At 63.6% G+C, this 12,191-nt stretch carries 10 protein-coding genes; 6 read left to right on the top strand and 4 right to left on the bottom strand.

Annotated features, from left to right (window positions below; all coding sequences use genetic code 11):
* Window positions 1-84: 84 nt before the first annotated feature.
* The 4 genes from mnmE to rpmH form a co-directional block, all read right to left on the bottom strand.
* Complete coding sequence (gene mnmE / locus ACFPME_RS17200; protein WP_377306922.1) at window positions 85-1,431, bottom strand: tRNA uridine-5-carboxymethylaminomethyl(34) synthesis GTPase MnmE; 1,347 nt, start codon at window positions 1,429-1,431, stop codon at window positions 85-87.
* A gap of 78 nt (window positions 1,432-1,509) precedes the next feature.
* Window positions 1,510-3,249, bottom strand: coding sequence for a membrane protein insertase YidC (gene yidC, locus ACFPME_RS17205; RefSeq protein ID WP_377306923.1), 1,740 nt, complete (start codon window positions 3,247-3,249; stop codon window positions 1,510-1,512).
* A 64-nt stretch (window positions 3,250-3,313) separates the two neighbouring features.
* Window positions 3,314-3,718, bottom strand: coding sequence for a ribonuclease P protein component (rnpA, locus tag ACFPME_RS17210; RefSeq protein ID WP_377306924.1), 405 nt, complete (start codon window positions 3,716-3,718; stop codon window positions 3,314-3,316).
* Window positions 3,719-3,732: 14 nt separating this feature from the next.
* A complete protein-coding gene (rpmH, locus tag ACFPME_RS17215; protein ID WP_008211413.1) occupies window positions 3,733-3,867 on the bottom strand; it encodes a 50S ribosomal protein L34 in 135 nt (44 codons plus the stop codon).
* Here rpmH and ACFPME_RS17220 point away from each other — a divergent pair.
* From ACFPME_RS17220 to ACFPME_RS17245, 6 genes are all read left to right on the top strand, one after another.
* On the top strand, window positions 3,866-4,006 hold the full coding sequence (locus tag ACFPME_RS17220; protein WP_377306925.1) for a hypothetical protein: 141 nt from the start codon (window positions 3,866-3,868) through the stop codon (window positions 4,004-4,006). The two genes, rpmH and ACFPME_RS17220, sit on opposite strands and share 2 nt — an antisense overlap.
* A 50-nt stretch (window positions 4,007-4,056) precedes the next feature.
* The gene (gene dnaA / locus ACFPME_RS17225) at window positions 4,057-5,391 is read left to right on the top strand and encodes a chromosomal replication initiator protein DnaA (RefSeq protein ID WP_377306926.1); all 1,335 of its coding nucleotides are present in this window, start codon (window positions 4,057-4,059) and stop codon (window positions 5,389-5,391) included.
* A gap of 247 nt (window positions 5,392-5,638) precedes the next feature.
* Window positions 5,639-6,739 carry a DNA polymerase III subunit beta gene (gene dnaN / locus ACFPME_RS17230; protein WP_377306927.1) on the top strand — a complete coding sequence of 367 codons (1,101 nt, stop codon included), beginning with the start codon at window positions 5,639-5,641 and terminating at the stop codon, window positions 6,737-6,739.
* Between the two features lie 96 nt (window positions 6,740-6,835).
* Window positions 6,836-7,915, top strand: a complete 1,080-nt coding sequence (gene recF, locus ACFPME_RS17235; RefSeq protein WP_377306990.1) for a DNA replication/repair protein RecF — start codon at window positions 6,836-6,838, stop codon at window positions 7,913-7,915.
* 95 nt (window positions 7,916-8,010) lie between these two features.
* Window positions 8,011-10,446 carry a DNA topoisomerase (ATP-hydrolyzing) subunit B gene (gene gyrB / locus ACFPME_RS17240; RefSeq protein WP_377306928.1) on the top strand — a complete coding sequence of 812 codons (2,436 nt, stop codon included), beginning with the start codon at window positions 8,011-8,013 and terminating at the stop codon, window positions 10,444-10,446.
* Window positions 10,447-10,712: 266 nt separating this feature from the next.
* Window positions 10,713-11,999, top strand: coding sequence for a tetratricopeptide repeat protein (locus ACFPME_RS17245; RefSeq protein WP_377306929.1), 1,287 nt, complete (start codon window positions 10,713-10,715; stop codon window positions 11,997-11,999).
* Window positions 12,000-12,191 lie beyond the last annotated feature (192 nt).

Genomic DNA, 12,191 nt, shown 5'->3' on the forward strand with positions numbered 1-12,191 from the left:
ACTTCTCCAACAAAAAGGCAGTGTGGGGTTGGACGTCCATGCGTCGACCGGATGACCGATGACGCAATGGGCCGAAACCCTGCCTCATTTGCCGATGCAGAAGCTGCCGAAGATGGCGCCGAGAAGGTCATCGCTGGAGTAGCTGCCGGTGATTTCGCCGAGTGCGCGCTGGGCCTGGCGTAGTTCCTCGGCGGCGAGTTCGCCGGCGCGGCTTCCGGCCAGCGCGTGGGCGGCCTGGTCGAGATGCGCGGCAACTTGCTGCAATGCCGTTACGTGCCGGCGGCGCGCGCTGAAGATGCCTTCGCCACTGCCCGCGCCAGCCAGATGCTTGAGGTGGTCGCGCAGGGACTCGAGACCGGCACCGGTCTTGGCGGAAGCCCACAGCCAGCGCGCGTGGCCACGCTTCTCGCTGTGCGGGGCGAGGCCGTCGCGGTCGATCTTGTTGATCAGCACCACGCGCTCGATCTCTGCCGGCAATGGCGTCAAGAAAGCGAGGTCGGCGTCGGCGTGTTCGGCATCACTGACCAGCAGCGCCACGTCGGCGCGCTGCAGTTCGCCGCGGGCGCGGCGCACGCCTTCGCGTTCGACTTCATCATCGGTGTCGCGCAGGCCGGCGGTATCGGCCAGTTCCAGCGCAATGCCGTCGAGACTGAGCGCTTCGCGCAGTACGTCGCGGGTGGTGCCGGCGGCAGCGTTGACGATGGCACGGTCGCTGCCGGCCAGCGCATTGAGCAGGCTGGACTTGCCTGCGTTGGGGCGGCCGATGATCGCCACGCGCAGACCGTCGTTGAGGCGCAGGCCGCGTTGCGCTTCACGCAACAGCTCGGCCAGTTCGCTGCGCACGGCCTGCAGTTGCTGGCCGATGGCGGGGTCGGCGAGGAAGTCGATTTCCTCTTCGGGGAAGTCGATCGCGGCCTCGATGTGCACACGCAGCGCGATCAGCGATTGCAGCAGCACCTCGACCTTGCGCGAGAACACACCTTCCATTGATTGCAGCGCGGCACGCGCGGCGGCGTGCGAACGCGCCGCGATCAGGTCAGCGACGGCTTCGGCCTGGGCCAGGTCGAGCTTGCCGTTGAGGAAGGCGCGTTCGGTGAACTCGCCGGGCCGCGCCAGTCGCGCACCGAGTTCGCACACGCGGCGCAGCAGCAGATCCAGCAGCACGGCGCTGCCATGGCCCTGCAGTTCCAGCACGTGCTCGCCGGTATACGAGGCCGGTGACGGGAAATGCAGCAGCAGGCCGCGATCGATGAGTTCACCCGCGCCGTCGCGGAAGGCCGCGAAATGCGCGTGGCGCGGCTGCGGCATGCGACCGAGCAAGACCCGCGCGATCGCGGGAGCGCCCGGGCCCGATACGCGCACCACGCCCACGCCAGCCGCGCCGGGCGCGCTGGCAATCGCGGCGATCGTGTCGGTGGTGTGCTCAACCATGGCGGATGGACTCTAAACGAAGTCAGCCGCGACGGTCGCCCGATCGCGGCTGATTGCGGGCGTCTGAATGGATCGGAATCAGACGGCCTTGGCCACGTCCTGCTCGCGATCCACGTGATGGGTGACCCACCACTGCTGGCCCAGACCGACCAGACCGTTGACCGCATAGTAGAGACACAGCCCGGCGGGGAAGAACGCGAACATCACCGTGAACAGCAACGGCATCACCTTCATCATCTTCGCCTGGGCCGGATCCATGCCCGCGGCAACCGGATTGAGCCATTGCGTGCCCAGCATCACCAGCGCATAGATGACCGGCAGGATGTAGAACGGATCGGGTGCGCTCAGGTCGGGAATCCACAGGAACGCGGCATGACGCAGTTCCAGGCTGTAGGTCAGGACGTAATAAAGACCATAGAACACCGGCATGGTGATCAGCACCGGCAGGCAGCCGCCCATCGGGTTGACCTTCTCCTTCTTGTACAGCTCCATGGTGGCCTGCTGCATCTTGACCTTGTCGTCGCCGTAGCGCTCCTTCAGCGCCTGGATGCGCGGAGCCAGCTTGCGCATCTTGGCGCTGGACTTGTACTGCACCGCGGTGAGCTTCCAGGTCACACCCTTGATCAGCAGCACCAGCAGGATGATTGCCAGTCCCCAGTTCTTGCTGATCGCGTGGAATTGCGACAGCACCCAGTGCATTGGCACGGCAATGATCTTGAACATGCCGTAGTCGATGGTCAGGTCCAGTCCGGGCGCGATCACGTCCAGAGTGCCCTGAACATTCGGCCCGAGGTACAGGCGCGACTGGCTGGTGATGCTCTGACCCGGCGCCACGCTCAGGGCGGGACCGACGGCGCGGATCAGATAACGCGGTTGTGCGCTGTCGGGGTTGATTGTTTCGGTGACGTAGTGGTCGGTCTGGTCGGTCGGCGGAATCCATGCGGCGAAGAAGTACAACCGCAGCATCGCCGCCCAGCCACCCTTGATCTGGCTGTCCAGCCGGTCCTTCGGCTCGGTGAAATCCTTGAACGGCAGCTTCTCGAACTTCTCGCCGGTGTACCAGGCGGCACCCTGGAAGCTGCGCGACTCCGGGTTGGACATATTGGTCAGCCAGTTGCCGGTATGCGGTGGCTCGACCCGAAGCAATTGCTGATAGGCATTGCCCTGCCATGTCTGTGCCGCCCCATTGTCGATGCGCTGGCTCACGCCGATCACGTAGCTGCCGCGTCGGAAGCTGTAGGTCTTGGTGACCTTCAGGCCGGCAGCATCCTGCCAGGTCAGCTCGACATGGAGTTCGTTCTGGCCGTCGGGCAGCGCGTAGGTCGTTTGGGCGCTCTGGAACAGCGCCTGATGATTCGGCTGATCCTGCGGCGCGGTATCGCTGCTGCTGACCAGGCCGCTTTGCGCCACGAAGAAGTGCGCCTCGTCGTTGGCCAGCAGTACGGTCGGCGGCGGGTTCGGCTGCTTGTGCGCACGCGGCGCTTTCGGATACGCCAGCAGATCCGCATGCACCACGCTGCCGCCGCGCGTGTCCACGAGCAGGTGCAGTACATCGGTATCGACGCTGATCAGTTGCGAAGGCATTTGTCCGGCGTGCGTGGCGGCGGCGATCGCGGGGCCGGCAGCCGTCGCTGCGGCAGGGCTCGCGCTAGGGATGGCACCTGGCACGCTGCCGTCCGCCGACGGGATGGCCGCGCTGCTCGCGCCGGCGGCCGTGGGCCGGGCCGGCGGCGGCGCGTAGTCCTTCTCCCAGGCGATGAACAGCAGGTAGGCCACGGCCATCAGGGCAAACAAGAGAAAGGTGCGCGTTTGATTCATCGCGTAGCAGATCCGGGTAACGCCACGACACATGCCAACGCCGCGGAGACAGGAAAGGAAAAGGTCAACGGACGATTGTGGTGGTGTCGTCAGCCGGCTTCAATGGTGCGGACGTCGCGGGCCGGCTCGCCAGCAGCTTTTTCCACAGCCCGTCGATCTCGATCAACAGTTGCGCGCCGGGGACGCCGGCGGCCTGCTCGCGCGCCATCACCATCAGGTCGACCGCCGGCAGTTGATGACGCACGCGCCGGAACGATTCGCGCAGCAATCGCTTGATGCGGTTGCGCTCGACCGCACGTTTGGAAACGCGTTTGGAGATCGCCAGGCCGAGCCGCGCGTGACCCAGATCGTTGTCGCGATAACGCATATGAAAACAGCGGCCGCCTGCGCGTCCGCTGCTTGTCCGCAAGGCGGCAAAGTCACTTGGCCGCCGCAACCGCGCATCGCGCGGAAACCCGGCGCTGGACATCACGCTCGCCCTGTTTACGGGATCAGGCGCTTGCGGCCCTTGGCGCGACGGGCATTGAGGATCTTGCGACCGTCGGCGGTGGCCATACGGGCACGGAAACCGTGCGTGCGAGCGCGCTTGAGCTTGCTGGGCTGGAAGGTCCGCTTCATGGCTTACTCCGAAGGGAATGTGGATAAAAAGGTTGGAAAGTATGTGGGGTATTCGCCGGTGCTGTCAAATGACGCCAGCGGCAAAGCTGTGGATAGCCTTGTGGATATCCTGCCCGGCGATGCCGGCACCGGCTGCTAGACTAGCCCATCCCCGCGCGCACGCGCCCCGAAGCTGTGGCTATTTTATTCATGAGTGATCTGTGGCGGCGCTGCCTTGAGCGCCTCGAAGGCGATGTCAGCGCCGAAGACCTGCATACCTGGTTGATGCCATTGCAGGCGCGCGACGATGCCGGCGGCCTGCAGCTGTTCGCGCCCAATTCCTACACCCTGGACACCGTGCGCGAGCGCTATCTGACGCGGATCGAGACGGTGCTGCAGCAACTGCATGGCACGGCCTGGCCGGTACGCCTGGATGTGGGCTCCAATTCGGCGCGGCCGCCGGTGCCCGGCAAGCAGGCAGCCGCGCCGGTAGCCCGCGCCGCGACCGCGCCGGCAGTGCCGTTTGCACACAACCTGGACCCCCACTACACCTTCGAGACCTTCGTCGAGGGGAAGTCGAACCAGCTGGGCAAGGCCGCCGCCATGCAGGTGGCGACCAACCCCGGCCGCGCCTACAACCCGTTGTTGCTGTACGGCGGCACCGGACTGGGCAAGACTCATTTGATGCATGCGGCCGGCAACCTGATGCGCGAGCGCAACCCCGATTTCAAGGTCATGTATCTGCGTTCGGAACAGTTCGTCGGCTCGATGATCGAGGCCTTGCGCGCCAAGAGCATGGACGAGTTCAAGCGGCGCTTCCGCTCGGTCGACGCGTTGCTGATCGACGACATCCAGTTCTTCGCCGGCAAGGACACCACGCAGGAAGAGTTTTTCCACACCTTCAACGCGCTGTTCGAGTCCAAGCAGCAGATCATCCTGACTTGCGATCGCTACCCGAAGGAGGTGGACAAGCTGGAGCCGCGGCTGAAATCACGCCTGGGCTGGGGCTTGAGCGTGGCGATCGAGCCACCGGATTTCGAGACGCGCGCCGCGATCCTGCTGGCCAAGGCACACGAGAAGGGCGTGGCCGTGGATGAAAACGTGGCGATGCTGCTGGCCAAGCGCATCCGCTCCAACGTGCGCGATCTGGAGGGCGCGCTGAATACGCTCGCGGCCCGCGCGAATTTCTACGGCAAGCCGATCACCACCGATTTCGCCGAGGAAACGCTGCGCGATCTGCTCGCGACGCATGCCCAGGCCATCACCGTCCCCAACATCCAGAAAGTGACCGCCGAGTACTTCAACGTACGCTTGCAGGACCTGCTGTCCAAACGTCGCGTGCGCTCGCTGGCGCGTCCTCGGCAGATCGCGATGACACTGTCGAAGGAACTGACCGAACACAGCCTGCCGGAGATCGGCGAAGCGTTCGGCGGGCGCGACCACACCACGGTGATGCACGCCTGCAAGACGATCCGCAAGTTTATCGAGACCGATCCACGCATGCGCCAGGACTGGGAACAGCTGATCCGCATACTGACCGGCTGATTCCGTGCGGACGCCAAAGTTTATGGATAACCGGTGCGCCAAGCTGTGGATAATGGGTGGATGGATCGGCCTGGCAAGTTATCCACAAATGGCCCACAGCCAGCCAGCCTCCGGGGCCACAACTTAAATTTCGTTCATGTTATTGATTGTAAATAGAAATTTCATATTTAAAAGTTACCCACAGTGCCTACAACAACTACTAAACTTCTTTTAAAGACAGAACAGCAGGTATAGGGGAAGCAAAGCCATGCAATTCAGCATTCAAAGAGAAGCTCTGCTCAAACCGCTACAGCAGGTCGTCGGTGTGGTGGAACGCCGCCAGACTCTGCCCGTGCTGGCGAATCTGCTGGTCAAGGTAGGTGGTGGCAGATTGTCGCTTACGGGTACCGATCTTGAAGTGGAGATGGTCGCCACGGCGGACGCTGAAAAGCTGGTCGACGGCGAGATCACCATCCCGGCGCGCAAATTATTCGATATCGTGCGCGCGTTGCCCGATGGCGCCCGGATCGAGCTGAAGCTCAATGGCGACCGCGTCGCCCTCAACGCCGGGCGCAGCCGTTTCACGCTGACGACCTTGCCCGCCAGCGAGTTTCCCACGGTCGACGAGATCGAACTGGTGGAGAAGGTGAGCTTGCCGGAGGAGGCCCTGCGCGATCTGATGGAGCGCACCGCCTTCGCGATGGCGAACCAGGACGTACGCTATTACTTGAACGGCATGTTGCTGGATCTGCAGGAACACACGCTGCGTTGCGTCGCAACCGACGGCCATCGTCTGGCGATGAAGGAGACCCAGCTGCAGAGCTCGGTTACCACGCGTCGGCAGATCATCATTCCGCGCAAGGGCGTCAACGAACTGGTCGGCTTGCTGGAAACCGGGGACGGTCAGGTGGAACTGGAGTTCGGGCGCAACCACCTGCGTGTCCGCCGCGGCGACGTGGTGTTTACCTCCAAGCTGATCGACGGCCGCTTTCCCGATTATGAGGCGGTGATTCCGCTCGGCGCGGACAAGACTGCCACTCTGGACCGCGAGGTCCTGCGCGGCGCCTTGCAGCGTGCCGCGATTCTGTCCAACGAGAAGTACCGTGGCGTGCGACTGGAGCTGTCGCCGGGCAAGCTGCGCATCGTTGCGCACAATCCGGAGCAGGAAGAAGCAGTCGAGGAAGTCGAGGCCGAAACTCATGTGTCGGATCTGGCGGTCGGCTTCAATGTCGGCTACCTGCTCGATGCCTTGGCGGCCCTGCGTGGAGACAAAGCCAGGCTCAGCCTGCGGGATGCCCAGTCCAGCTGCCTGGTCCAGGAGCACGACAACGAGCACGCCCGACACGTGATCATGCCGCTGCGGCTCTGACCGGGCCCGCATGTCGTTTGCCACGCGCAACAAACACAGGCAACGCCGGGGTTCCACGCAGGAACTCCGGCGTTGCTGCTTGTGGGTACCCGTCGCGTGAGGCTGGAACAACTGCGCATGCAGGGTTTGCGCTGCATCACGGATGCCGATGTTGAGCTTGACCCCGCAATCAATCTTTTCGTGGGCGCCAACGGGGCGGGCAAGACCAGCATCCTCGAGGCGGCCTTCCTGCTATCGCATGCACGCTCGTTTCGTAGTGGCGCCAGGGAGGCTCTGTTATCGCGTGGGGCCGCCCGACTATCGGTGTTCGCTGAAGTCCGTCACGCCGATGATCGCGTCTGTCGGGTGGGGCTCGGCCGGAGCGGAATCCGCTGGGAAGCCAGGGTGGAAGGCGTCAACGTCGCCATCGGTCAGCTGGTGCGCGAGTGTGCGGTGGTCTGTTTCGAGCCCGGTTCGCACGCGCTGATCGCGGGCGCCGCCGAGGAGCGTCGCCGTTTTCTCGATTGGGGCGTGTTCCACGTGGAACATGACTTCCTATCGCATTGGCGTCGCCATCAGCGAGCCCTGAAGCAGCGCAATAGTCTCCTTCGGTCGCCGTCGATGCCTGCCGACGAGCTGTTCGAGCCTTGGGAGGCGGAGCTGGCATTGTCCGGCGCGCACATCGATCGACAGCGTCAGGCGTATCTGGATCTGTTGCGACCCAAACTGCGAGCAAGTGTGACCGGCCTGCTGCCGGAACTGGGTGAGCTCGATCTGCGCTACCGTCGGGGATGGTCCGATGACCAGGACCTGACCCAGCAGTTGCGGGCTCAGCGGGGCAGGGACCGGGCGCGCGGCCACACCACTGCGGGCGCCCATCGCGCGGACTGGTCGATTGCGTTCGAGCACGCCCCGCTGCGAGAACACCTGTCACGCGGTCAGGAAAAGCTCACCGCGCTGGCCTGCCTGCTGGCGCAAGCCGAGCTGTACGCGGAGCACCGCGGCGAATGGCCTATCGTGTGTCTGGATGACCTCGCCTCCGAACTGGATCAGGCCCATCAGGGTGCAGTGGTCGCCCAGCTGGTTGCGGCTGGGGCGCAGGTCCTGCTCACGGGAACCGAAATGCCGCAGGCATTGACCAACGTGCCCTCGCGGGTGTTCCACGTGGAACAAGGCCAAGTGACGCGCCTGCTATAATCAAAAGGTTGCATCTCCCAAAGATTGCATAACCCTTGCCCGGCTTTTCATGACGCCGTTTCGGGCGGGTCACGGCGTCAGGAAACGGTCAACGCATGAACGAACCTCTCAACGAATCCCATTACGACTCCAGCAACATCAAGGTTCTGAAGGGCCTGGAAGCGGTGCGCAAGCGCCCCGGCATGTACATCGGCGATACCGATGACGGCACCGGCCTGCATCACATGGTGTTTGAAGTCGTGGACAACGCGATCGATGAAGCGCTGGCCGGCTATTGCGACAAGGTGGTAGTCGTCATTCTTGAGGACGGTTCGGTCAGCGTCAGCGACAACGGCCGGGGTATTCCGGTCGACATCCATCCGGAAGAGGGCCGCTCAGCCGCCGAAGTGGTGATGACGGTGCTGCACGCGGGCGGAAAGTTCGACGCCAACTCGTACAAGGTCTCCGGCGGCCTGCATGGTGTAGGCGTGTCGGTAGTGAACGCCCTCAGCGACCACCTGTGGCTGACGATCTACAGCGGCGGCCAGGAGCACCAGCAGGAGTATTCCCTGGGCGAGCCGTTGTATCCGCTCAAGGTGGTCGGACCGACGACCAAGCGCGGCACCCTGGTGCGCTTTCGGCCCAGCCCGGCCACGTTCACCAGCAACATCGAGTTCCATTACGACATCCTGGCCAAGCGCCTGCGCGAACTGGCGTTCCTCAACTCGGGCGTCACCATCGAGCTGAAGGACGAGCGCGCCGAAGGTCGCCAGGACACGTTTGCCTACGAAGGCGGCATCCGCTCGTTCGTGCAGCATCTGGCGCAGCTCAAGACTGCACTGCACCCCAACGTGATCAGCCTGACGGCCGAGCAGGATGGCATCGTGGTGGAAGTGGCGATGCAGTGGACCGACTCCTACCAGGAGTCGATGTATTGCTTCACCAACAACATCCCGCAGCGCGACGGCGGCACCCATCTGACCGGCTTCCGGGCCGCGCTGACCCGTTCGTTGCAGGGCTACATCGAGAAGTCGGGCCTGGCCAGGACCGCCAAGGTGGGATCGCTCTCGGGCGACGACATGCGCGAGGGCATGATCGCGGTGTTGTCGGTCAAGGTGCCCGACCCGAAGTTCTCCTCGCAGACCAAGGACAAACTGGTCTCGTCCGAGGTCAAGACGGTGGTGGAGCAGGTCGTCAACGAGAAACTCGGCGAATTCCTGCTCGAGCACCCGAATGAAGCCAAGGCGATCGCCTCCAAGGTCGTCGATGCGGCGCGCGCCCGCGAAGCCGCGCGCAAGGCGCGGGAGATGACCCGGCGCAAGGGCGCGCTGGACATTGCGGGCCTGCCCGGCAAACTGGCCGACTGCCAGGAAAAAGATCCGGCGCTGTGCGAACTGTTCCTGGTCGAGGGCGACTCCGCCGGCGGCTCGGCCAAGCAGGGTCGCAACCGCAAGACCCAGGCTGTGCTGCCGCTGAAGGGCAAGATACTCAACGTCGAGAAGGCGCGCTTCGACCGCATGCTGGCATCGGCCGAGGTCGGCACGCTGATCACCGCGTTGGGCACCGGCATCGGCAAGGACGAGTACAACCCCGATAAGCTGCGCTACCACCGAATCATCCTGATGACCGATGCGGATGTCGACGGCTCGCATATCCGCACCCTGCTGCTGACCTTCTTCTACCGGCAAATGCCCGAACTTATCGAGCGCGGCCACATCTACATCGGCTTGCCGCCGTTGTACAAGGTGAAGCAGGGCAAGCAGGAGCTGTACATCAAGGACGACACGGCGCTGAACGACTACCTGATCTCCAGCGCCGTTGACAACGCCACGCTCACCTACAGCCCGGACGCGCCCCCGATCGCCGGCGAAGCGCTGGAGAAGCTGTTGCGCGGCTATCAGCAAGCACTCGATCAGATCGCCAAGCTGGCACATCGCTTCGACGCAGGCGTGCTGAACGCCTTGCTGGAACACACGCCCCTGGAACCCGCCCTGTGGGGTGACCCGGCTGCCATGCAAGGATGGCTGGAGGCGGCGACGCAGCGGCTCGCGGCCAGCGGCTTGGGCAAACCGCACTACAGAATGTTGCTGCGTCCGGCCTCCGGCGAGCAGCCCGCGGCCATCGAAGTGGTAAAAGAGCAACATGGGCTCAGCCATACATGGTTCCTGCCGCAGCCCTTCTTCAGCAGCAACGAGTACCGCGCCATCCTGATGATCAGCCAGCAGATCGCCGGGCTCATCCAGCCCGACGCGGTGGCGCGTCGGGGCAATGCTTCGCGCGGGGTGCTGAGTTTCGTTGAAGCGCGCAACTGGCTGCTGGAAGAGGCGAAGAAGGGGCGCAGCATCCAGCGCTTCAAGGGCCTAGGCGAAATGAATCCGGAACAGCTGTGGGACACCACGGTAAACCCGGAAACGCGGCGTATGCTGCAGGTCGGTATCGAGGATGCGATCGCCGCCGACCAGATGTTCTCCATGCTCATGGGCGAAGCGGTCGAGCCGCGCCGCGATTTCATCGAGGCGAACGCGCTGAAGGTGGCCAATCTGGACATCTGAATCCTGGGCAGGTCGGGCGCCCTATGGCTGGCCGGCTGCCTTCGACGGCATCACCGCGGTGAATCCCGGGTTCTCACGGCGAATGCCGTGCGGCGGGTCGGTGAAAAGGACAAATCACGCCGTCTTCGCAAATGGAATCTACAAGCTATTGATTTGCAACGATCTTTGATGCGGCGGTGCAACTTGTTATCAGCCGCCGCCTCAGGTTACGCTCCGCCACCCCCGCGCGTTCGTCTTTCGCGCGCTCCCGACATACGAGGATCATCATGAAGCATGCCCCAGGGTTAACCTTGCTGGCCAGCGCAGCCCTGCTGCTCAGCCTCGTCAGCAGTCCGGTATTGGCACGCGGCTCCGACACCAAGCCCAAGCAGGAAGTGCAATACCCGAACGCGACCCGGGTCGCTCCCAAACTCGATCTGACCAGTGCCAAGGATCAGAAAGCCCTCAACGAGGGGCTGGACGCGGTGGCTGCCGGCGATCAGGCGAAGGCCGAGCAACTGTTGCAGCCGATCGTCGATGGCAGCAAGAGCAAGTACGCCCAGGCCCTGGCGCTGCAGGGTCTGGCCAGCCTCAAGTACAACGCCAACGACACCAAGGGTGCAATCGGCCTCCTGCAACGATCGCTCGCGCTCGGCGTGATGCCGAACGACACCTACTTCCAGCTCGAATACATGTTGGCGCAGTTCCAGATGGCCGATGAGCAATATCAGGCTTCCCTGGACACCCTCGCCAAGTGGCGCGCGGAAGGCAAGAAGGAAACCGCGGCCTCCTATGCGCTCGAAGGCAATGCCGACTACCGGCTGGGCAAGTACCCCGAGGCGATCGCCGCAATCAACAAGGCCAAGTCGCTCACCGACAAACCGGAACCGAGCTGGAACCAGATCCTGATGGCCAGCTATTCGGAGTCCGGCCAGGATGACAAGGCTGCGGCGCTGGCCCAGCAGCAGGTTACCGCCAACCCCGATGACCCGACCGCGCTCAACAATGCCGCGGCCGTGCTGATGCAGGCGCACAAGTACCCGGAAGCGATCCAGTTGCTGGAAAAGGCCCGGGGCAATGGCGCGTTCAAGAGCGAAGCGAACTATGTGAGCCTCGCGAAGATGTATCTGATCACCGGGCAGGACAGTTCCGATCCGGCACCCAACGCGATCAAGGCCGGCCAGGTGCTCCAGGACGGCATGAACAAGGGGGTGGTCAAGCCCAGTGCCGATACCTACGTCTTGCTGGGCCAATCGGCCGAACTCGCCAACAACACCAGTGCGGCAATCGACGCCTACAACAAGGCGGTACCGCTGGCCAAGGACGGCGAACCCGCGCTGCGCGCTGGGCGACTGCTGTTGAGCGAGAACAAGTACGGCCAAGCCAAGGGTCTTATCCAGCAGGGTATCGACAAGGGCGTCAAGCAGAAAGGCGTCGCCTACATGCTGCTCGCCGAAACCGAGCGCGGACTGAAGAACAAGCCCGCGGCGATCACTGCGATGAAGAAGGCAGCGCAGCAGCCGGAAACAGCGGCGAAGGCCCAGGCGTGGCTCAAGAAGGCCGGCGCCGGCTGACAGTAGTTGGGCCCGACATGGCCGATGGCGCGGATGGACGTCCATTCATTCGCCCCGGGACAGCTATACAAATGTCATGTGCTGTTGTACCGTTGAAAACCTTTCCCCGCGTCTCCCCAGTGGCGAGTTCCGTCCAGATAATCCAGACGGTTTCGTGGTACGTCCTGCGGCAACGTTCTCTCCGATTGATCA

The sequence above is a fragment of the Rhodanobacter umsongensis genome, assembly GCF_042654965.1.
Lineage (GTDB): Bacteria > Pseudomonadota > Gammaproteobacteria > Xanthomonadales > Rhodanobacteraceae > Rhodanobacter > Rhodanobacter umsongensis.